The sequence below is a fragment of the Streptomyces venezuelae genome (genome assembly GCF_008642315.1).
Classification (GTDB): Bacteria; Actinomycetota; Actinomycetes; order Streptomycetales; family Streptomycetaceae; genus Streptomyces; species Streptomyces venezuelae_D.
This window is the reverse complement of sequence record NZ_CP029192.1, coordinates 5936662-5963266: the sequence shown is the minus strand read 5'-3', so window position 1 is coordinate 5963266 and position 26605 is coordinate 5936662. Positions and strand designations below refer to the sequence as shown.

General features: G+C 71.3%; 19 protein-coding genes. 2 read left to right on the top strand and 17 right to left on the bottom strand.

Translation table 11 applies throughout. The features are described 5' to 3' along the window. Positions 1 to 71 precede the first annotated feature (71 nt). Positions 72 to 1157, top strand: a complete 1086-nt coding sequence (locus tag DEJ48_RS26100) for a M48 family metallopeptidase (RefSeq protein ID WP_150218686.1) — start codon at positions 72 to 74, stop codon at positions 1155 to 1157. A 37-nt stretch (positions 1158 to 1194) separates the two neighbouring features. On the opposite strand, the gene DEJ48_RS26095 is transcribed toward DEJ48_RS26100, so the two are convergent. From DEJ48_RS26095 to proB, 5 genes are all read right to left on the bottom strand, one after another. Beyond that, entirely contained in the window at positions 1195 to 2301 is a 1107-nt protein-coding gene (locus DEJ48_RS26095) for a hypothetical protein (protein WP_150218685.1), read from the bottom strand. Positions 2302 to 2381: 80 nt separating this feature from the next. Beyond that, entirely contained in the window at positions 2382 to 2993 is a 612-nt protein-coding gene (locus DEJ48_RS26090; protein ID WP_150218684.1) for a hypothetical protein, read from the bottom strand. Between the two features lie 50 nt (positions 2994 to 3043). Further along, positions 3044 to 4336 (bottom strand): glutamate-5-semialdehyde dehydrogenase, encoded by a 1293-nt coding sequence (locus DEJ48_RS26085; RefSeq protein ID WP_150218683.1) that lies wholly within the window; start codon positions 4334 to 4336, stop codon positions 3044 to 3046. Positions 4337 to 4423: 87 nt separating this feature from the next. Then, on the bottom strand, positions 4424 to 4912 hold the full coding sequence (locus DEJ48_RS26080) for a hypothetical protein (RefSeq protein WP_190537589.1): 489 nt from the start codon (positions 4910 to 4912) through the stop codon (positions 4424 to 4426). A gap of 214 nt (positions 4913 to 5126) precedes the next feature. After that, the gene (proB, locus tag DEJ48_RS26075; protein ID WP_150218682.1) at positions 5127 to 6233 is read right to left on the bottom strand and encodes a glutamate 5-kinase; all 1107 of its coding nucleotides are present in this window, start codon (positions 6231 to 6233) and stop codon (positions 5127 to 5129) included. 281 nt (positions 6234 to 6514) lie between these two features. Between proB and DEJ48_RS26070 the strand changes: the two genes are divergently transcribed. Then, the gene (locus DEJ48_RS26070) at positions 6515 to 8605 is read left to right on the top strand and encodes a hypothetical protein (protein WP_150218681.1); all 2091 of its coding nucleotides are present in this window, start codon (positions 6515 to 6517) and stop codon (positions 8603 to 8605) included. Between the two features lie 97 nt (positions 8606 to 8702). On the opposite strand, the gene obgE is transcribed toward DEJ48_RS26070, so the two are convergent. The 12 genes from obgE to mrdA all read right to left on the bottom strand — a co-directional run bounded on the left by obgE (position 8703) and on the right by mrdA (position 26517). Beyond that, positions 8703 to 10151: a GTPase ObgE gene (obgE, locus tag DEJ48_RS26065; RefSeq protein WP_150218680.1), complete on the bottom strand. Its 1449-nt coding sequence runs from the start codon at positions 10149 to 10151 to the stop codon at positions 8703 to 8705. A 164-nt stretch (positions 10152 to 10315) separates the two neighbouring features. Next, on the bottom strand, positions 10316 to 10570 hold the full coding sequence (rpmA, locus tag DEJ48_RS26060) for a 50S ribosomal protein L27 (protein WP_150218679.1): 255 nt from the start codon (positions 10568 to 10570) through the stop codon (positions 10316 to 10318). Between the two features lie 14 nt (positions 10571 to 10584). Then, positions 10585 to 10905 (bottom strand): 50S ribosomal protein L21, encoded by a 321-nt coding sequence (gene rplU / locus DEJ48_RS26055; RefSeq protein WP_055566950.1) that lies wholly within the window; start codon positions 10903 to 10905, stop codon positions 10585 to 10587. A 187-nt stretch (positions 10906 to 11092) separates the two neighbouring features. Then, entirely contained in the window at positions 11093 to 12445 is a 1353-nt protein-coding gene (locus DEJ48_RS26050) for a phospholipase D-like domain-containing protein (RefSeq protein WP_150218678.1), read from the bottom strand. A gap of 222 nt (positions 12446 to 12667) precedes the next feature. Next, complete coding sequence (locus DEJ48_RS26045) at positions 12668 to 16765, bottom strand: ribonuclease E/G (protein ID WP_150218677.1); 4098 nt, start codon at positions 16763 to 16765, stop codon at positions 12668 to 12670. Positions 16766 to 16996: 231 nt separating this feature from the next. Beyond that, entirely contained in the window at positions 16997 to 17794 is a 798-nt protein-coding gene (locus tag DEJ48_RS26040) for a TIGR03936 family radical SAM-associated protein (RefSeq protein WP_150218676.1), read from the bottom strand. 47 nt (positions 17795 to 17841) lie between these two features. Continuing rightward, on the bottom strand, positions 17842 to 18978 hold the full coding sequence (locus tag DEJ48_RS26035) for a hypothetical protein (RefSeq protein ID WP_223832205.1): 1137 nt from the start codon (positions 18976 to 18978) through the stop codon (positions 17842 to 17844). A gap of 6 nt (positions 18979 to 18984) precedes the next feature. Next, positions 18985 to 19530 (bottom strand): GNAT family N-acetyltransferase, encoded by a 546-nt coding sequence (locus DEJ48_RS26030; protein WP_190537587.1) that lies wholly within the window; start codon positions 19528 to 19530, stop codon positions 18985 to 18987. A 15-nt stretch (positions 19531 to 19545) separates the two neighbouring features. Further along, a complete protein-coding gene (locus tag DEJ48_RS26025; RefSeq protein ID WP_150218675.1) occupies positions 19546 to 21471 on the bottom strand; it encodes a TIGR03960 family B12-binding radical SAM protein in 1926 nt (641 codons plus the stop codon). 50 nt (positions 21472 to 21521) lie between these two features. Then, positions 21522 to 23087, bottom strand: coding sequence for a CYTH and CHAD domain-containing protein (locus tag DEJ48_RS26020; RefSeq protein ID WP_150218674.1), 1566 nt, complete (start codon positions 23085 to 23087; stop codon positions 21522 to 21524). Positions 23088 to 23146: 59 nt separating this feature from the next. Beyond that, entirely contained in the window at positions 23147 to 24343 is a 1197-nt protein-coding gene (gene rodA, locus DEJ48_RS26015) for a rod shape-determining protein RodA (RefSeq protein WP_150218673.1), read from the bottom strand. Beyond that, on the bottom strand, positions 24343 to 26517 hold the full coding sequence (mrdA, locus tag DEJ48_RS26010; protein ID WP_150218672.1) for a penicillin-binding protein 2: 2175 nt from the start codon (positions 26515 to 26517) through the stop codon (positions 24343 to 24345). Before mrdA ends, rodA begins: the two co-directional genes overlap by 1 nt. Between the last annotated feature and the right edge of the window lie 88 nt (positions 26518 to 26605).

Sequence of the window (26605 nt, the reverse complement as noted above, 5' to 3'; positions counted from 1 at the left end):
TGTCACGGTATCTCCGCCTAGGCTTGGCCCCACCTCGGGGGCGCGAGAGGACGAGACATGGGGGATGCGGCATGACCGACGACAACCACCACGGCGGGGGCGGCGAGGGGTACGAGCGCATGCCGAGCAGGCAGCGCAGGCGCTTCCCGGGCATCTCCTCGCGCGCCTACGAGCACCCGGCGGACCGCTCGGCCCTGGTCGCCCTGCGCAAGCTCAGCGGCTTCGACACGGTCTTCAAGGCCCTCAGCGGCCTGCTCCCCGAGCGGAGCCTGAGGCTCCTGTTCCTGTCGGACTCCGTGCGCGTGTCCGACGCGCAGTTCGCGCACCTCAACACCATGCTGCGGGACGCCTGTTACATCCTGGACCTGGAGAAGGTCCCGCCGATGTACGTGAACCAGGACCCGAACCCGAACGCGATGTGCATCGGTCTGGACGAGCCGATCATCGTCGTGACCACGGGCCTGGTCGAGCTGCTCGACGAGGAGGAGATGCGGGCGGTCGTCGGCCACGAGGTGGGCCACGCCCTCTCCGGTCACTCGGTCTACCGCACGATCCTGCTGTTCCTCACGAACCTCGCCCTGAAGGTCGCGTGGATCCCGCTGGGCAATGTCGCGATCATGGGGATCGTGACGGCGCTGCGCGAGTGGTTCCGCAAGTCCGAGCTGTCGGCGGACCGGGCGGGCCTGCTGGTCGGGCAGGACCTGAAGTCCTCGATGCGCGGCCTGATGAAGCTGGCGGGCGGCAACCACCTGCACGAGATGAACGTGGACGCGTTCCTGGAGCAGGCCGAGGAGTACGAGGCCGGGGGCGACCTGCGCGACTCCGTCCTGAAGATCCTCAACGTCCTGCCGCGCACGCACCCCTTCGCCGCGGTCCGGGCCGCCGAGCTGAAGAAGTGGGCCGAGTCACGGGACTTCCAGCGGATCATGGACGGCCACTACCCCCGCCGCGACGAGGACAAGGACACGTCGGTCTCCGACTCCTTCCGGCAGTCGGCTTCGTCGTACGCGGACAACGTGCGCAACAGCAAGGACCCGCTGATGAAGCTGGTCAGCGACCTCGCGGGTGGCGCGGGCGACCTCGGCGGCAAGCTGCGCGGCAAGTTCACTGGCCCGAGCAACGGCGACGGCACACCGCCGCAGGACAAGCAGCCGTAGCCCTCGCGCACGAGCCGCGGCCGTCGCGTACGCCGCTTCAGGACGCGGAGAGCGAGGGCTGGGCCGACGCCGCGAGAGAGCCGCACAGCGGCGTCGCGCCCCCGGTCGCGTACGGGTCCGTGCCGGCCGGGCCACCCGTCTTCGCCCGCTCCCCGGCGAGCAGCGGCCGCAGGTGGCTCGCCGACTCGGCGGCGCAGGCGAGCGGTCCCGCCTGCGTGGCGGAGGTGAGCACCTCGGCGCGGTGCATCCGCAGGTCGTCGCGGTCGAAGCGGAAGTGCAGCTCGCGGCGGACGGTGAACAGCGATGCCCGCGCCCGCTCGTCGTCGGCGCCCCGGGCGCGCCGGGTGTCCCCGCGGTCGACGCCCCGCAGCGCGTACACGAACGTGTGGTCCGATGTCACCTCCAGTGTGTTCTTGTCGGACTCGACGATCCGCAGCGTGCCCTCGGTCCTGACCCGGTGGTCGGCGAGCGCGGCGCGCGCCGGGTCGAACCGCACGAGCCACCCCGTCGCCGCATGCCGCCCGTCGGCCGCCGGGCGGGCGAAGCTCCGGTCGAACTGGGCGTACTGCTGCGGGTCGATCAGGAGGCGTACGTCGCGCGGGGAACCCCCGGCGAGCACGTCCGGGTCGAGCGCGGACTCGACCAGGTAGTCCTTGGCGGTGACGAGCGCCCCCATCACCTGACTGTCCGAGAAGTGCGAAGTGCGGCGCACGGGCGGCAGGTTGATGCCGCCGGCGCCCACGCGGAACTCCGCGGCGGGGCTGTGCGCGTAGAGGTTCGAGACGCTCTTCGAGCCGGGCACACGGCCGGTCGGGGCGAGCGGCGTCACCGTCATGCGCAGGGGTTCGGGGCGCTTGGCCGCCGGAGACTGGTACGGGCTGCGCAGGCCCATGTAGATCGCGGTGCCGAAAGCGACGGCGATGAGCACGACGAGTATCAACAGCTGCCGGGAGAGCGTCCGGTGGAGGCCGGGGCGGCGGCGCACGGCGCGCGTGTGGTCGTCCATGCGCTCCTGCGCGGAGAACTCCTGGAGGCGGGCAGCCCGCACGAAGGACTCGTCGAAGACAACCGACCGGTACTCGTCCTCGCCGCCGCCGGCAGCTCCCTCGGGTGTCCCCGCGGGTGGATCTCCTGGCCCGCCCATACCTTCAGGGTAGGTCTCCGGGCCGTCAGGTAAACGCCCTGGTACACGACAAGTTCCGACAACGCGGCGCGGTGTGCTTCTCAGGGCGTACGCGGCGTCGCGGGCACCGCGGACTGGCTGAACTCGGCGGAGACGGAGGGGCTGGGCGACGCTTCGGTGTCGGCGCTCTGCCCGACCTCGGTGGAGGCGGGCGCGGGCACCTGGCCCTGGCCGCCCGAGGAGGCTCCCCGGTAGACGGCGGTGAAGGCGAGGGCGACCATGCCGATGCCCATCAGGAGGGCGAGCATCCAGGCTATGGGGCGGTGCCAGCGGGCCTGGCCGGGGTGGCGGCCCGGGCGGCCGTACCTCCCGTCCGGGTCGTGTTCGTAGGCGTCGTCGGGGTCGTCGTCGCGGCCGAACTCGGTGCTGTCGTCGGGGCCGAAGCCGTCTTCGTAGAGCTCGTCGTCCGACGCGTCGTGGCCACGGCCGCGGGTGCGCGCCCTGCGGGCCTCCGCCTCGGAGGCCTCGGCGCGCGCCTCGGCAGCGGCCAACAGCCGCTCCACGGCGGTCGGTTCATGGATCTCCGCGGCCCGCACGAAGTCCTCGTCGAAGACCACGGAGGCGAACTCTTCGTCCGCACCCCCGCGGTCGCGGTCGTCGTCGGGCTCCCAGCCGTCAGGGAACGACGGCGTGCCCCCCACGTCCTCCGGCACCCCTCCAGCCTAGACCTGGAACGGTCAATTTGGGCAGGGCAAAGGGGAATTCAGCGGATGTGACCGTCGCCCGTGACGATGTACTTGGTGGAGGTCAGCTCGGGCAGGCCCATCGGGCCGCGCGCGTGCAGCTTCTGGGTGGAGATGCCGATCTCGGCGCCGAAGCCGAACTGGCCGCCGTCGGTGAAGCGCGTCGAGGCGTTCACGGCGACCGTGGTGGAGTCGACGAGCTGCGTGAAGCGGCGGGCGGCCTGCTGCGAGGTGGTGACGATGGCCTCGGTGTGCCCAGAGGTCCACAGCCGGATGTGCTCGACGGCCTGCTCCAGCGTGTCGACGACGGCGGCCGCGATGTCGTACGAGAGGTACTCGGTCTCCCAGTCCTCGGTGGTCGCGGGGACGACGGTGGCCTTGCTGCCCTCCGCGTACGTGATGGCGCGCTCGTCGGCGTGGACGGTGACGCCGGCCTCGGCGAGGGCGTCCAGGGCGCGCGGCAGGAACGCGTCGGCGATGTCCTGGTGCACGAGCAGGGTCTCGGCGGCGTTGCAGACGCTGGGGCGCTGCGCCTTGGAGTTGATCAGGATGTCGACGGCCATGTCGATGTCGGCCGCGGCGTCCACGTAGACGTGGCAGTTGCCGGTGCCGGTCTCGATGACGGGGACGGTGGACTCCTCGACGACCGTCTTGATCAGCGAGGCGCCGCCGCGCGGGATGAGGACGTCGACGAGGCCGCGGGCCCGCATGAGCTCGCGGACGGAGTCGCGGTTCTCGCCCGGGACGAGCTGGACGGCGTCGGCGGGCAGTCCGGCGCCGTGCACCGCGTCGCGCAGGACGCGCACGAGGGCCGTGTTCGACGCGTACGCCGAGGACGAGCCGCGGAGCAGCACGGCGTTGCCGGACTTGAGGCAGAGGGCCGCCGCGTCCACGGTGACGTTGGGCCTGGCCTCGTAGATGATCCCGACGACGCCGAGCGGGACGCGGACCTGGCGCAGGTCGATGCCGTTGGGGAGCGTCGAGCCGCGGACGACCTCGCCGACCGGGTCGGGCAGGGCGGCCACGTCGCGCACGTCGGCGGCGATGGCGCGGACCCGCTCCGGGGTGAGGGTGAGCCGGTCGACGATGGACTCGCTGGTGCCGGCCTCGCGGGCGCGCTCCGTGTCCTTGCCGTTGGCCTCGACGATCTCGGCGGTCCGCACCTCGAGCGCGTCGGCGATCGCCAGCAGCGCGTCGTCCTTGGCGGAGCGCGGCAGCGGGGCGAGCGTGGCGGCGGCGCCGCGGGCGCGGTAGGCGGTCTGGGCGACCGGCGAGAGGTTGTCGTAGGGCGAGACGGGAGAGAGCGACGTCATGTCCGCAGGGTAATCCCCGTGTGCGGGGCGTCCACCCGCTGTTCCACTCCCCGAGACCGGTCCGGCCGCTGCTCGTGGGACTACGGCTCAAAAGGGGTGCACGCCGACGGGGGTGGCCGGTAACGGTCCGTAACCCTCCGCGATGCGTTGGTGATATGTGTCGCGGCCGATCACTTCGAGTCCCACGATCTCCCACGGGGGCAGCCGGGCGCTCTGCCGGTGCTCGCCCCACAGGCGCAGGGCGACCGCGGCGGCGTCGTGCAGGTCGCGGGCCTCCTCCCAGTAGCGGATCTCGGCGTGGTCCGGCGCGTACCTGCTCGTCAGCAGAAAGGGATGGTCGTGGGCGAGCTGTTCCAGACCCCGTCTGACCTCGTCCAACGGCGCTTCCTTGCCCGAGACGCTCAGCGTGACGTGCCACAGGCGGGGCGTCTCCACCGGCTCGGCCTGCGCGCTCTCGCCCGCGTCGGCCGTGCGTTGCCCGTGCGGGTCGCTCTCGTACGCCGTCCCCGCGGCGACGCTCGTCAGCGCCCGCTCAGCCGAGCCGCGGGACGCCGCCCCAGGGCGCACTCGTCTCACGACGGCCTCCTTACGCAATGGTGTGCCGATACGCAACGGTCGTGCAGAACTGTCTTCAACAAAGTTGAGCAGGCCAAGCAGTCCCGCGGGGCGGTTTTGGGGAGTTTCACCTTCCGCGGGCCGGTCGCCGGGGGCCGTGCGCGATGGTTTTCGGCCGGGGCGCACGGGGCGTGCGGGACGGGCGCTCGGACACGACCTGGGGCTTTCCCGGGCGCTATCCGGGCAGCAGGACGAGGTCGTCCCGGTGCACGACCTCCCGCTCGTACGCAGGTCCGAGTTCCTTGGCGAGGTCCCGCGTGGAGCGCCCGATGAGCATGGGGATCTCCTTGGCGTCGAAGTTCACCAGACCGCGCGCCACCGCGTGCCCCGCGGCGTCCCGCAGCTCCACGGGGTCGCCCGCGGTGAACTCCCCCTCGACGGCGGCGATCCCGGCCGGCAGCAGCGACTTGCGCCCCTCGACGACGGCGCGCACCGCCCCGTCGTCCAGGGTGAGGGCGCCCCGCGGCTCGGAGGCGTGCTGCAGCCACAGGAGGCGGTCGGCGGAGCGGCGGCCCGTGCGGTGGAAGTACGTGCCGGTGGCGCGGCCCGCGAGGGCGTCCCCCGCGTGGCTCGCGGAGGTCAGGACGACGGGGATGCCCGCGGCGGCGGCGATCCGGGCGGCCTCGACCTTGGTGACCATGCCGCCGGTGCCGACGCCGGCCTTGCCCGCGCTGCCGATCTCGACGTGCGCCATGTCGGCGGGCCCGGTGACCTCGTCGATGCGGGAGGTGCCGGGCTTCGCGGGGTCGCCGTCGTAGAGGCCGTCCACGTCGGAGAGGAGGACGAGGAGGTCGGCGTGGACGAGGTGGGCGACGAGGGCGGCGAGCCGGTCGTTGTCGCCGAAGCGGATCTCGTCGGTCGCCACGGTGTCGTTCTCGTTCACGACGGGCAGCGCGCCCATGGCGAGCAGCTGGTCGAGGGTGCGCGAGGCGTTGCGGTGGTGGGCCCTGCGGGCCATGTCGTCGGAGGTGAGGAGCACCTGTCCGACGCGTACGCCGTAGCGCGCGAAGGACGCGGTGTAGCGGGCCACGAGCAGGCCCTGGCCGACGCTGGCCGCGGCCTGCTGGCGGGCGAGGTCCTTGGGGCGGCGCACGAGGCCGAGCGGGGAGAGTCCCGCGGCGATGGCGCCGGAGGAGACGAGCACGATCTCGCGCAGGCCGCCGTCGCGGCTCTTGGCGAGCACATCGACGAGGGCGTCAACACGGTCCGCGTCCAGGCCCCCCGATGCGGTGGTCAGGGACGACGACCCGACCTTGACGACGACCCGCCGGGCCTCTGCCACTGACTGCCTTGCCGATGCCACGCTCTTCCCCAAATGATCCCGATGCCCCGGACCCGCGGTCCCGGACCTGCAATCTACGTGAGGGCGCCGACCGGGCGCCTGCCCATTCCAAGGCGCGGACCCCGGACCCCAGAGGTGAAAATCACCTCCGAGGTTCAGTCCCTTTGCCCCTTTATCCGGTGATTGAGGTCACGGAAGATTGCTACGGAGCCACTGCGCGTCATACGGTCAGTGGTCGACTTCCCCCATCCCCTCTTCATCCCCGCCAGGAGCCAAAGCCCGTGCCCTCTGCCGGACTCGCCCCCCGACGCATCGTGCAGCTGTCAGCGCTGTTCGCGATGTTCGCGCTGTTCGCGACGCAGCTCGCGACCGCGCTGATCCCCTACGTCCCGGTGTTCGTCGCCGCGGCCGCCGCGAACCTCGCGCTCGACATCTATCTGCAGTACAAGCAGCCGGGCCTCCTCTCCCTCCTTGGCAAGATCCGCTTCGACGTCACGGTGCGCCAGCTCCTGCGCGACATGCTGATCCTGGTCGGCCTGCTGCGCATCGACGGCATCGAGCCGCTGGCCGAGCAGTCGCCGCTGACGATCGGGCTGCTCACCTTCTACGCGCTGCACTTCTGCTGCCAGGCCGTCGCCGTGCTGGTGCGCCGCACCCGTTCGCTGCCGATCGTCACGCGCAACATCGACACGTCGAAGCTGCACCTGACGGCCGCCCCGCCGCGGATCCTCTCCCGCCGCCAGGCCCACCGCCTGCTGACCTTCTCGGTCCCGACGACGGTCGGCCTGCTGGTCACCGCGGCGACCACCGACGCGTACTGGGGCGGCATCGGGCTCGCCGTCTCCCTCGTCCTGATCGGCGCGGGTGCGCTGTACCTGGCCACCTGGCTGCTCCCGAAGAAGCGGGCGAAGAACGACCAGAAGGTCATGGAGTGGCTCGACGAGTGGCTCGCGGCCTACAAGCCGACCGTCGCCATGTACTTCTCCGGCGGCTCCACGTCCGCGTACCAGGCGAACATGTGGCTCTCCACGCTCTCCGAGCTCGACGGCAAGCCGCTGATCGTGCTGCGCGAGCGCTTCATGGTCCAGAAGATCGACGCGACGGACGTCCCGATCATCTGCTTCCCGAAGGTCGCCACGATGTTCTCCCTGGAGACGTCGACGCTGAAGATGATGCTGCACCCGGCGAACGCCGCGAAGACCTCGCAGGTCCTGCGCATCCCGACGATCAAGCACGCCTTCATCAACCACGGCGAGAGCGACAAGCTCTCCTCCTGCAACCCGTACGCGAAGGCGTACGACGAGGTGTGGGTGGCGGGCCCCGCGGCCCGCGACCGCTACCAGCTCGCGGACATCGGCGTCGAGGACAAGGACGTCGTCGAGGTCGGCCGTCCGCAGCTGTCGCCGATCCGCCCGTACGTCGGCGCGCCCACCGGCGCGTACACGACCGTGCTGTACGCCCCCACCTGGGAGGGCTGGGACGGCAACCCCGGCAACACCTCGGTGGTCCTGGCCGGCGAGAACATCGTCCGTGAGCTCCTTGCCGACCCGGGCGTGCGCCTCCTCTACAAGCCGCACCCGATGACCGGCTCGCAGAACCCGGCGGCGGGCGCCGCCAACGAGCGCATCAAGGCGATGATCCTGGCCGCCAACGCCAAGCGGTCCGGTGCCCGTCCCGGCGCCGACGCCGCTGCCGAGCTGATGCGCCGCACCGCGGACCTGGACCGGCTGACCGCGCGGACCTTCCGCAAGAGCGCGGACGAACAGGAGCGCATGATGCTCCAGGGCGCCCCCGAGGGCGGCCAGCAGGCGGCCGTGGCGGCGGCGACGGCCGCGTGGGAGGCCGCGTTCTGGGCGTCGTTCCCCGAGTGGGAGCACCAGATCATCACCACCGCGCGCCCCGCGATCTTCACCTGCTTCAACCAGGCCGACCTGCTGGTCAGCGACGTCTCCTCGGTCGTCTCGGACTGGCTGAGCAGCGAGAAGCCGTACGCGGTCGCCAATACGGCGGGCATGTCCGAGGCGGAGTTCCGCGCGAGCTTCCCGACGGCGTCCGCCGCGACGATCCTGACCCCCGAGGCGGACGGCGTGGCTGCCCTTCTGAAGGCCGTGCGCGCGCCGGAGCTCGACTCCCACGCCGAGGCCCGCGCGGAGCTCAAGGAGCACCTCCTGGGCCCCTCCGACCCGCCTTCCCTGGCCCGCTTCAACGCGGCCGCCCTCGCGCTGAGCGCCCAGGCCGACGCCCGCCGCGCCCGCATGGCCACCCGCGTCGACGCGGACATCCCTGGCCAGCGCGTCGCGGAGGAAGCGGCCGAAGAGATGGCGCAGGACCCGTCGGAGTCGAACGGGGCCGAGGACTCGGTCACCGCGTGACGCTCTGAACGCAGACGAGAGGGGCCCCGGAGCTTTCAAGCTCCGGGGCCCCTCTCGTGTGGTCCTTACGGCGGTTCAAGCAGGAGTACGGGACGTACTAGAAGGGCTTGAAGTCGTCGTACTCCTTCTGCGCCTCGTCCCGCTCCGCCTCGCGGTCCCTGCGGCGCTGCGCGGCCGGGCGGGGCGCTTCGAGGCGGTGGTCCTCGCCGCGGCGGCCGAGCATCTCCGCGCCGGCCATCATCGTCGGCTCCCAGTCGAAGACGACCGCGTTCTCCTCGGGGCCGATGGCGACGCCGTCGCCGTTGCGGGCGCCGGCCTTCATCAGCTCTTCCTCGACGCCGAGGCGGCTGAGGCGGTCCGCGAGGTAGCCGACGGCCTCGTCGTTGTTGAAGTCGGTCTGGCGCACCCAGCGCTCCGGCTTCTCGCCGCGCACGCGGAACAGCGGCTCGCCGCCGACCTCCTCGCGGGTGACCGTGAAGCCGCTGTCGTCCACGGCCTTGGGACGGATGACGATGCGGGTCGCCTCCTCCTTCGGCTTCGCGGCACGCGCCTCGCCGACGAGCTCGGCGAGGGCGAAGGAGAGCTCCTTGAGGCCCTTGTGCGCGACGGCGGACACCTCGAAGACGCGGTAGCCGCGCTCCTCCAGGTCGGGCCTGACCAGGTCGGCGAGGTCCTGTCCGTCGGGTACGTCGATCTTGTTCAGGACGACGATGCGCGGCCGCTTCTCCAGGCCCGCGCCGTACTCCCGCAGCTCGGCCTCGATGACGTCGAGGTCGGAGACGGGGTCGCGGTCGGACTCCAGGGTCGCCGTGTCCAGCACGTGCACGAGCACGCTGCAGCGCTCGACGTGGCGCAGGAACTCCAGGCCGAGGCCGCGGCCCTGGCTGGCGCCCGGGATGAGGCCGGGCACGTCGGCGACGGTGTAGACGGTCGAGCCCGCCGTGACCACGCCGAGGTTGGGGACGAGCGTCGTGAACGGGTAGTCCGCGATCTTCGGCTTCGCCGCGCTCAGCACGGAGATCAGCGAGGACTTGCCGGCGCTCGGGTAGCCCACGAGTGCCACGTCGGCGACGGTCTTGAGCTCCAGGACGACGTCCCGCTCCTCGCCGGGCACGCCGAGCAGCGCGAAGCCGGGGGCCTTGCGGCGGGCCGAGGCCAGCGCCGCGTTGCCGAGGCCGCCGCGGCCGCCCTGGCCCGCGACGAAGGTGGTGCCCTCGCCGACCAGGTCCGCGAGGACGTTGCCCTGCTTGTCGAGGACGACCGTGCCGTCCGGCACGGGCAGGACCAGGTCCTGGCCGTCCTTGCCGGAGCGGTTGTCGCCGGCGCCGGGCTGGCCGTTGGTGGCCTTGCGGTGCGGGCTGTGGTGGTAGTCGAGGAGTGTGGTGACGTCCTGGTCGACGACCAGGATCACGTCACCGCCCCGGCCGCCGTTCCCGCCGTCGGGACCGCCGAGCGGCTTGAACTTCTCACGGTGAACGGAGGCACAGCCGTGGCCCCCGTTACCCGCGGCGGCGTGCAGCTCGACGCGGTCCACGAAGGTGGTCATGGTGGGTGCCTCCTGGGGGTTCCCCCGGCCGAAAGGGTGGGGAAGTACGGAAATGTCTTACGTCTAACACGCGAAAGGCGGACCCGCTTCCCGATCACCGGGAAGAGAGGTCCGCCCTCGCAGAACTCGCTCGACGAGCGCCTGATCAGTCAGAAAAGACAGACTCAGGCGGCCGGAACGATGTTCACGACCTTGCGGCCACGGTGGGTACCGAACTCCACCGCACCGGCGTCCAGCGCGAACAGGGTGTCGTCCTTGCCGCGGCCGACGCCCGTGCCCGGGTGGAAGTGGGTGCCGCGCTGGCGGACCAGGATCTCACCGGCGTTGACGACCTGACCGCCGAAGCGCTTCACGCCGAGCCGCTGAGCATTGGAATCGCGCCCGTTCCGAGTGGACGATGCGCCCTTCTTGTGTGCCATCTTGTCTCAGTCCCTTACTTCGCAGCCGTGGGGATACCGGTGATCTTGATCGCCGTGTACTGCTGACGGTGACCCTGACGACGGCGGTAACCGGTCTTGTTCTTGTAGCGAAGGATGTCGATCTTCGCGCCCTTGTGGTGGTCCACGACCTCGGCCTGGACCTTGATGCCGGCCAGCACCCACGGGTCGCTGGTCACAGCGTCGCCGTCGACAACGAGCAGGGTCGAGAGCTCGACCGTGTCGCCAACCTTGGCAGTGGAAATCTTGTCAACCTCAACGATGTCGTCGACAGCAACCTTGTGCTGGCGACCACCGCTGCGCACGATGGCGTACACGCGGATCTCTCTCTCGCTCGGAACGGGACCCCCGCAGTCCAGCCGCCCGCAGAAGCGGAGCGGCCTCTCTCACGGCCGGGGCCACGAGAGGAAAAAGGTTTACAGGGGGCGGACGTGCATAGGAACACGCCGACGGTCAAGGTTACGGGGCCGCCTCTGAAGGGTCAAACCGGCCCCGCACCCCCGGTCACACGACCGGCTTCTCACCGTCCGGCGGCAGCGGCTTGACGCCCTTGCACAGGTCCGTCTTGTCCGCGCTGCCCGGCCACGCCACGGCCCGCGTGCGGTCGAAGTGCGAGCGGTACGTGTCGTGCACGGAGTCGTCGTCGATCTTGACGATCGCCTCGTCGTTCTCGCGCAGCGCCGGCGCCGTGTAGTTCTGCGAGCCGGTGAAGGAGACCTTGTTCCGCTTGCCGTCGTACACGCCGTCGACCAGCAGGTACTTCGAGTGGATGATGTACGGCGTCGTGAGGCGGGTGCCGGGGTGCAGCGGATCCCTGTCGTCGTTGTAGCAGCGCACCGAGGGGCCGCCCGACTTGTGGAGCTGCTCCCAGGTGCCCGGGGTGCCGCCCTGGCTCTTGGCGCTGTCCGTCTCCGCGTACAGGATGCTGACCGAGCAGCCCGCCTTCTTCAGCGAGACGAGCTTGTCGGCGATCTGCTTGCGCGTGATCTTGAAGATCGCGGCGCGGACCTTGGTGTGCTGCGTCACGCCAGCGGTGTCCTTGTACGTGCACTTCACGTTGTTCAGGACCGAGTACATGGTGTCGGTCTCGTTGACCGTGCCGTTGCGCGGGAAGAAGTACGCCTTGTAGCGACCGCTGCTGACCGTGCGGTAGTCCCAGTCGGCCCAGCGCTTGCCGAGCATGTCCGTGAAGTAGTCCGCGTACGCGTCGTACATGGCGGGATTGTTCGGCAGCAGCAGCGCGTCGTTGAAGAACTTGGTGTGCGCCGACGGCGTCGAGTTCGACGTGGTCTGCACGACGACGTCCTTGGCGCCCTCGACCTCCGAGAACAGCCAGAACTTGTTGTGCATGATCGACTTGCCGTACACCGGGTCGCCCAGGCAGGACTTCCCCTTCGGACAGAGCGACACGAACGACGACTTGGTCTTGTCCGTGCCGAGCGCCGTCTTCAGCGTGTTGTACGACGTGTTCGTGGGCCGGTCGCTCTTGCTGGTCTCGTCGAGCAGCATCTGCACGTGCACACCGCGGTTCTTGGCGGCGACGAGCGCGTCGACGACCGGGGCCTCCCACACGTGGTAGACGGCGACCTTGATCGTCGAGCCGGGTACGGCGGAGTTCGTCAGCTCGATCAGGCGGGACCGGATCGCGTGCTGCGCGTCGACGTCGCCCTTCGGATCGTTGAAGATCGGCCCTTCCGTCCAGGTGGACCCCGCGTCGGCCGACGCGGTCCCCACGGACCCCGCGGCCTGGATACCTGCCGCCGAAAGGACCGTGGCCAGCGCCACCGCCTGGCGGCCGCCCTTCACCGGTTTCACCGCACGGTGTCGTCCCGTGCCTCGCAGGCGCGCATGCGCCATCAGTCATCCCTCCCCCGGACGCGGACACACCGTCTCCCCAAACGCATGGTCACGCCCCTGTTCACTTATCAGACCTCATGAGTTTTACAGGTACTCCCTCGCGCTCCAAGGCCGGGGCATCGCCTTCACACTTTCGGGGTGCAATGACCCATCTGCCGGACACGCCGGTGCCCCCTGCCCGGCGGGAGACCGCCGTGCAGGGGGCACCGGTGCGCAAAGAGATCAGGCCTCGTCGGCGCTCGCGGAGACGCCGGACGGCGTCTGCTCCGCCGCCGCGGCCTTCTTCGCCGTCGCCTTCGTCGCCTTCTTGGCCGTCGTCTTCTTAGCGGCCGTCTTCTTGGCCGCGGTCTTCTTCGCGGCCGTCTTCTTCGCGGGCGCCTTCTTGGCCGCCGTCTTGCGTGCCGTCTTCTTGGCCGGAGCGGCTTCCTCGGCGGGCGCCTCGGACTCCGTCGCGGCCTTCTCGGCGGCCTGGTCGGCAGGCTTCTCCGCCGAAGGGACGACCATGACGGCCGCCTCGGCGGACGCGGTCGGCGCGGTGGCCTTGCGCACCGCGCGGCGACGCGGACGCGGCGGCGCGGCGTCGGCGACGGGCGCCTCGGTCACGGTCTCGGCGACCGGCTCGGCGGCCTCCGCCTTCGGGGCCTCCGTCACGACGACCTCGGTGGCGGCGGACTCGGGGTCGGCGGCCTTCGGCGAACCCGCGGGCGACGTCGCCTTGCGGACCGCACGGCGGCGCGTACGTCCCTTCGGCGCGGCGTCTTCCACCGGCGCCTCGGGAGCCGCCGGAGCCTCGGCGTGCGCCTCCTGTGCCGCCTCGACGGCCGCGGGGCTGCCCACCATCGGGTCCTCGACGGCCGGGGCCTCGGTACGGGCGACGTCGGACTCGACGACCGGGACCTCGGCGTCCTTGGCGGCGGCCTTCGCGGCCCGCTCCGCCTTCTCGGCGGCCTTGGCCCTCTTGCCCGACTTCTTCGCGGCCTTGGGAGCCTCGTCCTTGGCAGCGTCGGCCTGCTCGGCCTCCTCCGCGGGAGCGGTCTCCGCGCGGGGAGCGCCCGCCGGGGCCGACGCCCGGCGCGTGGCGCGCCGCCGCGAACGGCCGCGGGACGACGCGGCGGCCTCGGCCTCGGCCGCGCTGCTGTAGAGCTCCTCGTCCGCGACGAACTCGGGCTCGGGCAGCGCCACCGGGGCGGCGACCTCGGCCGCGACCTCCGCCGCGGTCTCGGTCTCCGGCTCCGCCGAGGCGTCCGCCGTCTCCACCTCGTGCGTGTGCTCGTGACCGTGGTCCTGCTGGTCCGAGCCGCCGCGGCCGCGCTTCTTGCGCTTGCCGCCGCCACCGGTGGAGGTGGGCTGCTCCATGTGCACGATGACGCCGCGGCCGTTGCAGTGCACGCAGGTCTCGGAGAAGGACTCCAGGAGGCCCTGTCCGACGCGCTTGCGGGTCATCTGGACCAGGCCGAGCGAGGTGACCTCGGCGACCTGGTGCTTGGTCCTGTCCCGGCCCAGGCACTCCAGGAGGCGCCGCAGGACCAGGTCCCTGTTCGACTCCAGGACCATGTCGATGAAGTCGATGACGACGATGCCGCCCAGGTCGCGCAGGCGCAGCTGGCGCACGATCTCCTCGGCCGCTTCGAGGTTGTTCCTCGTCACGGTCTCTTCGAGGTTGCCGCCCTGCCCGGTGAACTTGCCGGTGTTGACGTCGACGACGATCATCGCCTCGGTCTTGTCGATCACCAGCGAGCCGCCGCTCGGCAGCCAGACCTTGCGGTCCAGGGCCTTGGCGAGCTGCTCGTCGATCCGGTACGTCGCGAAGACGTCGACCTCGGACGTCCACTTGGAGAGACGGTCCGCCAGGTCGGGCGCGACGTGCGAGACGTATCCGTGGATGGTCTGCCACGCGTCGTCACCGCTGACGATGACCTTGGAGAAGTCCTCGTTGAAGATGTCGCGGACGACGCGGACGGTCATGTCCGGCTCGCCGTACAGGAGGCCGGGCGCGCTCGTCGAGGCCGCCTTCGACTTCTTCTGGATGTCCTCCCACTGCTGCTGCAGACGCTCGACGTCGCGGCGCAGCTCGTCCTCGCTCGCGCCCTCGGCGGCGGTGCGCACGATGACGCCCGCGTCCTCGGGGACGATCTTCTTGAGGATGGTCTTCAGACGCGCGCGCTCGGTGTCGGGCAGCTTGCGGCTGATGCCGGTCATCGAGCCCTCGGGCACGTAGACCAGGTAGCGACCGGGCAGCGAGACCTGGCTGGTCAGGCGGGCACCCTTGTGGCCGATCGGGTCCTTGGTGACCTGCACGAGGACCGACTGGCCGGACTTCAGGGCGGACTCGATGCGGCGGGGGCCGTTGGCCATCCCGAGCGCCTCGAAGTTGACCTCACCGGCGTACAGGACGGCGTTGCGGCCCTTGCCGATGTCGATGAACGCGGCCTCCATGGACGGCAGCACGTTCTGGACCTTGCCCAGGTAGACGTTGCCGACGTACGAGGTGGCCTGCTCCTTGTTGACGTAGTGCTCCACGAGCACGTTGTCCTCGAGGACGCCGATCTGGGTGCGCTCGCCGTTCTGGCGGACGACCATCACGCGCTCGACGGCCTCGCGGCGGGCCAGGAACTCGGCCTCGGTGATGATCGGGACGCGGCGGCGGCCCTGCTCACGGCCTTCGCGGCGGCGCTGCTTCTTGGCCTCCAGGCGGGTCGAGCCCTTGATGGACTGGACCTCGTCGGCGCCGGTGCCGGGCTCGCGCTCCTCCTTCTTGCGGGGCTCGCGGACCTTGACGACCGTGCGCTCGGGGTCGCCGTCGCCCGGCTCGCCCTCGGCGGAGTCACCGGCGCGGCGACGACGGCGGCGACGGCGACGGCTGCTGCTGGAACCGGCACCGCCGGACTCCGCGGCCTCGTCGGCGGCGTTGCTGTCGTCGGCCTCTTCGGACTCGTCGGCGTCGTCGGACGCGCCCTCGTCGGAGCGCTCCTGCTGCTCGGCGACGTCGTCGGACTCGCCCGACGCGTCGTTCTGCTCGTTGTCCTGGTCGGCGGAGTCACCGCGGCGACGGCGGCGGCCACCGCGACGGCGACGGCGGCCCTGGCGCTCGCCGGACTCCTCCGAGTCGTCGTCGGATTCGGCCTGCTCGGCGGCGGCCTCGTCGGGCTCCTCGGCCGGCTGCTCCTCGACGGCGGCGGCCCTGACCGGCTCGCGCTCCTCGGCGGCGGGCTGCTCGTCCGCGGCGCGACGGCGGCGGCGACGACGCGGCGTCGTCTCCTCCTCGGCGACGGGCGCGGGTGTGGGCTCGGGCTCGGTGGGCGTCTCCTCGGCGGCCTCGGCGGCGGCTGCCGCGGCGGCGCGCTCCGGGGTCTGGAACATCGGCTCGGCGAAGACCGGGGCCTGGAAGACGGCGACGGCGGGGCGAGCGGGCTTGCGGCCGTCGTCCTCGCCGGACTCCTCGGCGCGCTGGGCCTTGCGGGCCTTCTGCGCGGACGGTGCGGAGAACCCGGTGGCCGCGGCCTTGCGGGTGGCGCGACGGCGACGGCCGCGGGGCGCGTCGTCCTCGACGGTGTCGGCGGCGGCCTCCTCGGCGGGGGCCTTCTCGGCGGCGGCCGGCTGCTCGGCGAGCTTCGCGGCCACCTCCTTCTCGGCGGTCTGCGGCGCACCGGCGGGCGCGGAGGCTCCTCGGGTCGCGCGGCGGCGCGTACGCCCCTTGGGCGCGTCCTCCTCGGCGACCGGCTGAGCCTGCGCGGGGGCCTCTTCGACGGCGGCGGCCGTCTCTTCGGCGGTGGTCTGCGGCTCCGCGGCGGGCGCGGAGGCGCCCCGGCTCGCACGACGGCGCGTACGCCCCTTGGGCGCGTCCTCCTCGGCGACCGGCTCGGCCTGCGCGGGGGTCTCATCGGCGGCCTGCGGCGCGCCGGCGGGCGCGGAGGCCCGACGGGTGGCGCGGCGGCGCGGACGCGCTGCGGGAGCCTCCGCGGTGTCCTCCTGCGGGGCGGCCTCGGGCGCTGCCTCGGCGGCGGGCGCGGCGGCGGGTTCCGTCGCCTCGGCGGCCTGCGGCGCTCCTGCCGGGGCGGAGGCACGGCGGGTGGCACGGCGGCGCGGGCGCGCGGCGGGGGCCTCGGCGGCCTCGGGCGTCTGCGCGGGCTCCTCGGCCGCCGCGGCGGCGGGAGCCTCCTCGGCGGCGGGGGCGGCCGGTATGGCCGGAGCCGCGGCTTCGGCGGCGCCGACCGGCGGGCCCGCCGGTCGCGATGCGGCGCGGCGCCTGCGGCGCGGCGGCAGGGTGTCGCTGGGGGTGTTGTTGTCCGAGCCCTCGGTGGGTTCGTTCGGCTCAAGCATGCGGGCGGTTCTCCCGTCACGCTCCCGGGCGCCGCGCCTGGTCCGGTGATGTCGCGGCTCGCGCTGTGCGCGGGGCCGCCATCCGGGGGCGTGGGCGCCGCACGGGAGCTCTATGTCTTGTCTCGCCGGTTCCGTACGCCCATGTGCGGACGGCCTGGCGAAAGTCTCGGTCAGTGCGCTGCCCGACCCAGGTGGCTCCCGAGTACGAGGGCTGCGCGGTGACGTACGTCCCTACCGGGGGCCTTCCGGCGCCGGCGCCTTCGCGGCGGCAGGTACGGCGGCCGTGGGTGGAGCGGCCGTGTCTGCCTCGCGGTCGGGCGCGAGCGGGTCGGTCACCGTGCCGGTCTCTTCATCGAAAAGCCCCTGCGCCAGCCTGGTCACCGCTGCGGGGACCGGCGGCGCCAGGTCGGCCACAGCTCGGAGACCGGACAGGACGTCGTCAGGTCGTACGGCAGGTGTCACGTGCCGAACAACCAGCCGCAGTATCGCACAGGGCTTGTCGCTCGGCCTATCAGCGTCGTCGGCGAGCGGTCCGCCGTCGACGGTCTTCAGGCTCACCACGGCCTCGCGTGCGTCGAAGGTGCGCATGCCGTTCTTCGTGCGGCGCTGCACCTCGACCTTCTCGGCCGTCGTGAACTGCTCGGCGGCGCGCTGCGCCGTCGCGGGCTCCACGCCGTCCAGGCGCAGCTCCCAGACGGAGGCCGTCAGCCGGTCGGCGAGTCCCGAGGTGCGGGACTCGACGGCGTCGACGATGTCGAGCCCGGCGGGCATCGACTCGTCGAGGAGCTCGCGGAGCTTGTCCGGGTCGCGCGGCGCGGTGAGCGCGATCTCCAGGTACTCGGCCTCACTGCCCGTGCCGGTGGGTGCGGCATTGGCGTACGACACCTTGGGGTGCGGGGTGAACCCCGCCGAGTACGCCATGGGCACCTCGGCGCGGCGCAGCGCACGCTCGAAGGCGCGCTGGAAGTCACGGTGGCTGGTGAACCGGAGGCGGCCGCGCTTGGTGTAGCGCAGTCGGATGCGCTGCACCGCGGGTGCGGGCGGCGGGCCTACGGGCTGTCGCTTGCCCAGTGTCGTCAGTCCTTCATGAGTGCGGTCGTACTGCTGCCTAGAGTACGTGTCTCGGGCGTGTCGGGTTCCCGCCGGGCCACCGGAATCGCCTCGCGCGGCGCTCCGAACAGCATCCGGCGTACGTCGGCCCGCGCCTGGCGGACGGTGTCCCTGGCCGAGGCGAGCGCCCGTCGCGTGGTGCGGCCGACGCTGCGGGCGGCCGCGGCGACGGGGTTCCACAGCACGTCGCGGATGACGTGTCCGACGGGCGTGAGCACCGTGCGGTAAGCCCACCGGACCGGCTCGACGAAGATCCACCGAAGGAGTGTGCCGAGGAAGCGGCCCACGACGAGGGAGATGTGCCCGGCGATGCGCCACGCGTGCCCGAAGGCGTCGGCGATCTCCCGCGCGACGACCGCGATCGCCCTCCCTACGGGGGCGAGCACCCAGCGCCACAGGGCGACGAGGGGCACGACGAGGGTCCAGCGGAGCAGCGTCGTGATGCCGCGGCCGACCGGCGTGAGCACCGCTGTGTACAGCCAGACGGCCGGCACCACGATCAGCGTCCGCACCAGCCAGGCGATCGCCACGCCGACCGGCACGACCACGTACCGCCACAGGCCCACCCACGGCCACACGAACACGGCCTTGCCCAGCCAGCCGATGCCGACCCACAGGGCGCGTCCGAGCGGCGTCAGCACGCGCGCGTAGAGCCACGATGCGGGGATGACGAGCAGGACCCGGCCCAGCCAGGCGATGCCGTGGCCGATGGGGGTGAGTACGCGCGCGTAGAGCCACATCACGGGAACGACGAACAGGCCGCGGCCCAGCCAGGCGAGGCCCTTGCCGACCGGCACGATCACGTACCGCCACAGGCCGACCCACGGCCACACGAAGACGGCCTTGCACAGGAACGTCAGTACCGCGCCGATGGCCCGCCCGGCGGGGCGCAGCGCGTTGCGGTAGAGGAAGGTGCCGCAGACGGCGAGCGCGTCCCACAACAGGCGTACGGGGACGACGAGTACGAGCACGACGATCCGCACCGGGATGCGGATCGCGACGGCGAGACACCCTTCGGGCTGCGCGGCCGCCACGGGCGTCGCGGGCCGCGCGGGCGCGACGGGCTGCGCGACCTGCTGGTCAGGCCGTTTCTCCAGGTCCATGTTGTCCTAGACGCGCGCGGCGCCGGTTCGGATCCAGTACCGCAGTTTCCCGCTCCGCTCGTCCTCGAACGTGCCGCCCGCCGCCTCGATGACCTTGCGCGAGCCGATGTTGTCGGTGTCGCAGGTCACCAGGACGGATTCCAGGCCGAGTTCGGCGGCGTGCGGGAGGCAGGCGCGGAGCATGTCGGTGGCGTGGCCGCGGCGTCGGGCGGTGGGGCGGACGTCGTAGCCGATGTGGCCGCCGTACTCGCGCAGGAAGCGGGTGGCGACGGTGTGCCGGACGGCGATCCCGCCGAGGTAGTCGGCGCCGTCGACGTACCAGAGGGTCGTGACGGGGACGGAGTGCGGGGCGGCGGGGTGCGCGGCGGCGCGGACCTCGGCGACGTACTCCTCGAAGACCGCCGGGGTCCGCCAGCGCGGGCCGTAGTCGCGCAGGGTGGTGCCGAGCGTCGTGTCGTCGTCGGGCCCGCCCCGCCCCTCGGCCCGGAACTCCTCCATCGCGGCGATGAAGGAGCGGTGCACCAGGCCGGTGGGCGGGGCGAGTTGAGGCACTGTCAGGTGTCTTTGCTACTTCACGACGGTGAGCGGCAGGAGCTTCTTGCCGGTGGGGCCGATCTGGATGTGCGTGTCCATCTGCGGGCAGACGCCGCAGTCGAAGCACGGGGTCCAGCGGCAGTCCTCGACCTCGGTCTCGTCGAGCGAGTCCTGCCAGTCCTCCCAGAGCCAGTCCTTGTCGAGACCGGAGTCCAGGTGGTCCCAGGGCAGCACTTCTTCGTAGGTGCGCTCGCGCGTGGTGTACCAGTCGACGTCGACGCCCATCTCGGGCAGCGTCTTCTCGGCGCACCGCATCCAGCGCTCATAACTGAAGTGCTCACGCCAGCCGTCGAAGCGGCCGCCCTCTTCGTAGACGGCGCGGATGACGGCGCCGATGCGGCGGTCGCCGCGCGAGAGCAGGCCTTCGACGATGCCGGGCTTGCCGTCGTGGTAGCGGAAGCCGATCGATCGGCCGTACTTCTTGTCGCCGCGGATCTTGTCGCGGAGCTTCTCCAGGCGGGCGTCCGTCTCCTCGGAGGAGAGCTGCGGGGCCCACTGGAAGGGTGTGTGGGGCTTCGGCACGAAACCGCCGATCGACACCGTGCAGCGGATGTCGTTGGAGCCGGAGACCTCGCGGCCCTTCTGGATGACCTTCGTCGCCATGTCGGCGATCTGCAGGACGTCCTCGTCGGTCTCGGTGGGCAGGCCGCACATGAAGTACAGCTTCACCTGGCGCCAGCCGTTGCCGTACGCGGTCGAGACGGTGCGGATGAGGTCTTCCTCGGACACCATCTTGTTGATGACCTTGCGCATGCGCTCGGAGCCGCCCTCGGGGGCGAAGGTCAGGCCCGACCGGCGGCCGTTCCTGGTCAGCTCGTTGGCGAGGTCCACGTTGAAGGCGTCGACGCGGGTCGAGGGGAGGGACAGGCCGATCTTGTCCTCCTCGTACCGGTCGGCGAGGCCCTTGGCCACGTCGGCGATCTCGCTGTGGTCGGCGGAGGAGAGCGAGAGCAGGCCGACCTCTTCGAAGCCGGTCGCCTTGAGACCCTTGTCGACCATGTCGCCGATGCCGGTGATGCTTCGCTCCCGCACGGGGCGCGTGATCATGCCGGCCTGGCAGAAACGGCAGCCGCGGGTGCAGCCGCGGAAGATCTCCACGGACATGCGCTCGTGGACGGTCTCGGCGAGCGGGACGAGGGGCTGCTTGGGGTAGGGCCACTCGTCGAGGTCCATGACGGTGTGCTTGGACACGCGCCACGGCACGCCGCTGCGGTTGGGGACGACGCGGCCGATGCGGCCGTCCGGCAGGTACTCGACGTCGTAGAACCGCGGGACGTAGACCGAGCCGGTCCTGGCGAGGCGGAAGAGGACCTCGTCGCGGCCGCCGGGGCGGCCCTCGGCCTTCCAGGCGCGGATGATCTCCGTCATGTCGAGCACGGCCTGCTCGCCGTCACCGATGATCGCGGCGTCGATGAACTCGGCGATCGGCTCGGGGTTGAAGGCGGCGTGACCGCCGGCGAGGACGATCGGGTCCTCGACCGTGCGGTCCTCGGCCTCCAGCGGGATGCCCGCGAGATCCAGGGCGGTCAGCATGTTCGTGTACCCGAGCTCCGTGGAGAAGCTCAGGCCGAACACGTCGAAGGCACCGACGGGGCGGTGCGAGTCGACGGTGAACTGGGGGACCTGATGCTCGCGCATCAGGGCCTCCAGGTCGGGCCACACGCTGTAGGTGCGCTCGGCGAGCACGCCCTCGCGCTCGTTGAGGACCTCGTAGAGGATCATGACGCCCTGGTTGGGCAGTCCCACCTCGTACGCGTCCGGGTACATGAGCGCCCAGCGGACGTCACAGGATTCCCACGGCTTGACGGTGGAGTTCAGCTCACCGCCGACGTACTGGATGGGCTTCTGCACATGCGGGAGCAGAGCTTCGAGCTGTGGGAAGACCGATTCGGCAGACATCGCGGACCTTCATGAGCTGGCAGGGGTGACCATCAAGCGTACCCCGCCGTTCAGCCGCCCAGCGCCGACCTCACTTTCGCCCGGGACGCCTCGGCCCACACCTCGGGCAGTTCCCGCTCGCGGTTCTGGCCCACTGCCTCCTCCTGGCCGTACAGCAGGCCCCAGGTGAACGCGGACTCCCCCGCCAGGTGCGCCTGGACGGCCAGGGCGCGCAGGGCCTCGCGCGCGACGACGCTGTCCTGGTGGTCGCCGAGCACCTTCTGCACGGCCTTCATGCGCTTGGCGAACTTCTTGGCGGGCTTGCCGAGCGCGGGGGTCGCGGCCTCGCCCGCGTACCGGGCGCGTTTGGCGGCCTTGCGGGCCTCGTGCAGGGCCACGTCGCGGCCCTGGCCCGGGGGCAGGCTCAGGGCGTGGTCGATGCGGGTGGCGAGGCGGGCGTAGTCCTTGAGGGCCGCCTTGACGAGCGCCTTCCCGGGCGGCGCGGTGGCCGCGGGGCGCAGCGGGGGTGCGGCGAGGAGGGCGTCGAGGCTGTCGAGGAGGGCGAGGTAGCGCTTGCTCTCCAGGACGGCGACCGTCCTGCGCCGCGAGCCCGCGCTGCGGGCGACGGTCCAGATGCGCAGGCGGCCGTGGACCGGCCCGAGGAGGAGGGTCCCGGGCAGCGCGCCGATGCGGTCGGTGAGCCGTTCGGTGAGGACTTCCTGGTCGCGGTCGACGCCCAGCTCGGCGGCGAGCCACTTGAGTTCTTCGCCGATGGGGTCGGTGACCGTGCGGTCGAGGACCTTCCGGTACGACTTGAAGGCGCTGCGCAGCCGCCGCGTGGCGACCCGCATCTGGTGCACGGAGTCGGGCAGGTCGCGGCGGACGGCGGGGTCGAGCGAGACGAGGGCGTCGCGCTGGGTGCGGAGGCGGGCGAGGACGTGGTCTCCGGAGGAGACGGGTGTGTGGTCCTCCAGGTGGACGACGACGTGGCCCGTGCCCTCGTCGTCGGTCCGGTGGGTCTCGTCGTCCATCGGTGCTGTCGTGCGCAGGGCCCGGCTCAGCTTCGAGGACCACATCGAGCGTTCGACGCCCGCTTTGCGGAGCTTCTTGTCGACCTTGTCGAGGAGCTGCGGGTCGCCGTCGTCGGCGAGCTCGACCTCCAGCTCGGACCAGCCGATGCGCTCCCCGCCGGGGGCGCACCGCTCGGCGTGCACCGTGTCGAGGGCGACCTCGGCGAGCAGGGCGCCCTCGGCGTCGACGAGGTGCCGCACGTGCCGAGTGGTCTCCAGGCGCAGCAGCGGCTCCAGTTCGGCCTCGCGCACCCGGGCGCGCACGAGACCGGTCAGGGCCCGCGGCACCGTGTCCGAGAGCGGCGCGTGGACCTCGTCGCGCACGCCCTCGGCGAGCGACACGGGGAGTTTCAGGTGCCAGCCCGCGTCGTGGCCGCCGGTGCGGCGCCGCAGGGTGATGAAGGCCGCGGCGAGCCGTTGGTCGGGGGTGTCCCAGTAGACGGCGTCCAGGTCCGCCGTGCCTTTGTCGACGACGCCCGCGACCCCGGTGACTCTGGTGAGGTCCGGCAGCTCCGTGCCCGCTGTGACGTCGTACTTCCGCTCGATCTCGCGCTTCGTCTCCGCCATGAGTTGAATCTAGACGCGAAATCGGAAGGCAAACATGGCTGCGGCGCCACCGGCGTCGACTAGGCCGACATCGGCCGTTGCACCTTGATCGACTGGAGCAGCCCGACCGCCACCCAGACCGCGAACATCGATGATCCTCCGTACGAGACGAAGGGCAGCGGAAGGCCCGCGACCGGCATGATGCCGAGGGTCATCCCGATGTTCTCGAAGGACTGGAAGGCGAACCAGGCGATGATTCCGGCGGCGACGATCGTGCCGTAGAGCTCGGTGGTCTCGCGGGCGATGCGGCAGGCGCGCCACAGGACGACGCCGAGCAGGACCAGGATGGCGCCCGCGCCCACGAACCCGAGCTCCTCGCCGGCCACGGTGAAGACGAAGTCGGTCTGCTGCTCGGGGACGAACTGTCCGGTGGTCTGCGAGCCCTTGAAGAGGCCGGTGCCGGTCAGGCCGCCCGAACCGATCGCGATGCGCGCCTGGTTGGTGTTGTAGCCGACGCCCGCCGGGTCGAGGGCGGGGTTGGCGAAGGCCGCGAAGCGCGCGATCTGGTAGTCGTCGAGGACGCCGAGCTGCCATATGGCGACGCCACCGGCGACGCCCGTGCCGAGCAGCCCGAACACCCAGCGGTTGGAGGCGCCGGAGGCGAGCAGCACGCCGAGCACGATCATCGCCATCACCATGACCGAGCCGAGGTCGGGCATGAGCAGGACGATCATTATCGGGACGGCGGCCAGGCCGAGGGCCTGGAGGACGGTGCGGTGGTCGGGGTGGTCGCGGTCGCCCGCGTCGACGCGGGCGGCGAGCAGCATCGCCATGCCCAGGATGATCGTGATCTTCACGAACTCGGAGGGCTGGAGCGAGAAGCCGCCGCCGAGCACGATCCACGCGTGCGCGCCGTTGATCGTCGCGCCGAGCGGGGTGAGGACGAGCAGGACCAGGAAGACGGAGATGCCGTAGAGGATCGGCACGGCCGTGCGCAGGGTGCGGTGACCCAGCCAGACGGTGCCGATCATCAGGGCGAAGCCGATGCCGGTGTTCAGGACGTGCTTGAGCGCGAAGGAGTACGGGTCGTCGCCGACGAGCTCGGTGCGGTTGCGGGTCGCCGAGTAGACGAGCGCGGTGCCGATCCCGGAGAGCGCGATCGCGGCGATCAGCATGGGCCAGTCGAGCCGGCGCACTATCGAGTCGCGGGCCATGAGCCGCGACACCCCGGAGCGCTCCGGGCCGTACCCGGAGACGGAGAAGCCGCTGCCGGTCATCAGTCGCGCCTCCACTCGGCCGGCGGGCCGGCCAGTTGCTGCTCGGTCGGCGGCTTGGGGGCCGCGGGCTTGTACGGCTTGATCTTCGGGGAGGCGATGGAGCCGTCGGGCTTGATCTTCGGCAGGTTCTTCTGCGGCTCGGGCAGGAGGGCCTTCTTCGCGTCCTGCTTGCCCTCGTCGTCCAGGCCGTAGATCGCGTTGTAGATCTGGCGGACGGCGGGGCCCGACGCTCCGGAGCCCGTACCGCCCTGGGAGATCGTCATGACGATCGTGTAGTCCTTGGTGTACGTCGCGAACCACGAGGTGGTCTGCTTGCCGTAGACCTCCGCGGTACCGGTCTTGGCGTGCATCGGGATCTTGTCCTGCGGCCATCCCTGGAACCGCCAGGCCGCCGTGCCGCGCGTGGCGACGTCGGCGAGGGCACCGTCTATGTCCTTGTGCGTCTTGGCGTCGAAGGGCAGCTTGCCGTGCGACTTGGGCGCGATCTCCTCGACCTGCCGGCCGTCGGCGCTGACGATCGCCTTGCCGACGGTGGGGTCGTACAGGGTGCCGCCGTTGGCGATGGCGGAGTAGATCGTGGCCATCTGTATGGGCGTCACGAGGGTGTCGCCCTGGCCGATGGAGTAGTTGACGGAGTCACCGGCGCGCATCTTCATGCCTTCGAGGCAGTTCTCGTAGGCGATGCGTTCGGCGTAGTCGCCGCCGCTCTTCTTGCCCTGCTTGCACCAGGCGTCCTTGTTGGCCTTCCAGTAGTCCTTCTTCCACTGGCGGTCGGGGACGCGTCCTGTGACCTCGTTGGGGAGGTCGATGCCGGTCTCCTTGCCGAGGCCGAACTGGTGGGCGGTCTTGTAGAACCAGTCCTTGGGGTCCTTGACCGGCTTGTTGCCGCCGTCCTTGCGCCACTGGTCGTGCGACAGCTTGTAGAAGACGGTGTCGCAGGAGACCTCGAGGGCCTGGCCGAGGGTGATGGAGCCGTGGCCCTTGGACTCGTAGTTCTTGAAGGTCTGGCCGCCGATGGAGTACGAGCTGGGGCACGGGTAGCGGTCGTTGAAGTCGTAGCCCGCGTTGACCGCCGCGGTCGTGGGGATGACCTTGAAGATGGAGCCGGGGGCGGCCTGGCCCTGGATGGCGCGGTTCAGCAGCGGGTAGTTGGACTTCTTGCCGGTGAGCCGCGCGTAGTCCTTGCCGGAGATGCCGCCGACCCAGGCGTTCGGGTCGTACGACGGGTTGGAGGCCATGGAGACGATGCGTCCCGTCTTGTTCTCCATGACGACGACGGCGCCCGCGTCCGCCTTGTAGTTTTCGTTGGTGTTCTTGTCGAACTCCTGGCGGGCCTTCTTCATCGCGTCGTTCAGCCAGTACTCGGAGACGGCCTGCACGCGCGCGTCGATGCTGGTGACGACGTTCGCCCCGGGCCGCGCGTCGTCCGCGTCGGCCTCGCCGATGACGCGGCCGAGGTTGTCCACTTCGTAGCGGGTCACGCCGGCCTTGCCGCGCAGCTGCTTGTCGTACGTGCGCTCCAGGCCGGAGCGGCCCACCATGTCCGAGCGGAGGAACGGCGAGTCGGTGTTCTCGGCCTTCTTGATCTCGTCGTCCGTGACGGGCGAGAGGTAGCCGAGGACCTGGGCGGTGTTGGACTTGCCGGGGGCGGCGTACCGCCGGACGGCCGTGGGTTCGGCGGTGATGCCGGGGAAGTCCTCGGAGCGCTCGCGGATCTGCAGGGCCTGCTTGGGCGTCGCCTCGTCGGTGATCGGGATGGGCTGGTAGGGCGAGCCGTTCCAGCAGGGCTGCGGCGTCTTGGCGTCGCAGAGGCGGACCTTGCCCTCGACCTCTTCGGGCTTCATGTCGAGGACGTCGGCGAGCTTGGTGAGGACCGCCTTGCCGTCGTCCTTCATCTTCATCAGGTCGGTGCGGGACGCGGAGACGACGAGGCGTGTCTCGTTGTCGGCGATGGGCACGCCGCGGGCGTCCAGGATCGAGCCGCGCACGGCGGGCTGGACGACCTGCTGGACGTGGTTGCCCGAGGCCTCCTCGGCGTACTCGTCGCCGTTGCGGACCTGGAGGTACCAGAGGCGGCCGCCGAGGGTGAGCAGGAGGGAGACGACGAGGATCTGGATGATGACGAGGCGGATCTGGACGCGTGGGGTCCGTCCGGTCTCGGGGATGTTGGTCACTGGTGCCTCCCCCTCTCAGTGTGCGTACGGGTAGTACGTGTACACGCCCAGGCTGTGCGCCGGCGCCGCCGCGTGCGGGGCCGGCCGA

Coding starts and splice junctions, on each gene's coding strand:
- DEJ48_RS26100 (WP_150218686.1), top strand. CDS start 72: ATGACCGACGACAACCACCACGGCGGGGGCGGCGAGGGGTACGAGCGC.
- DEJ48_RS26095 (WP_150218685.1), bottom strand. CDS start 2,301: ATGGGCGGGCCAGGAGATCCACCCGCGGGGACACCCGAGGGAGCTGCC.
- DEJ48_RS26085 (WP_150218683.1), bottom strand. CDS start 4,336: ATGACGTCGCTCTCTCCCGTCTCGCCCTACGACAACCTCTCGCCGGTC.
- obgE (WP_150218680.1), bottom strand. CDS start 10,151: ATGACCACCTTCGTGGACCGCGTCGAGCTGCACGCCGCCGCGGGTAAC.
- rpmA (WP_150218679.1), bottom strand. CDS start 10,570: ATGGCACACAAGAAGGGCGCATCGTCCACTCGGAACGGGCGCGATTCC.
- DEJ48_RS26050 (WP_150218678.1), bottom strand. CDS start 12,445: ATGGCGCATGCGCGCCTGCGAGGCACGGGACGACACCGTGCGGTGAAA.
- DEJ48_RS26045 (WP_150218677.1), bottom strand. CDS start 16,765: ATGCTTGAGCCGAACGAACCCACCGAGGGCTCGGACAACAACACCCCC.
- DEJ48_RS26035 (WP_223832205.1), bottom strand. CDS start 18,978: ATGGACCTGGAGAAACGGCCTGACCAGCAGGTCGCGCAGCCCGTCGCG.
- DEJ48_RS26025 (WP_150218675.1), bottom strand. CDS start 21,471: ATGTCTGCCGAATCGGTCTTCCCACAGCTCGAAGCTCTGCTCCCGCAT.
- DEJ48_RS26020 (WP_150218674.1), bottom strand. CDS start 23,087: ATGGCGGAGACGAAGCGCGAGATCGAGCGGAAGTACGACGTCACAGCG.
- rodA (WP_150218673.1), bottom strand. CDS start 24,343: ATGACCGGCAGCGGCTTCTCCGTCTCCGGGTACGGCCCGGAGCGCTCC.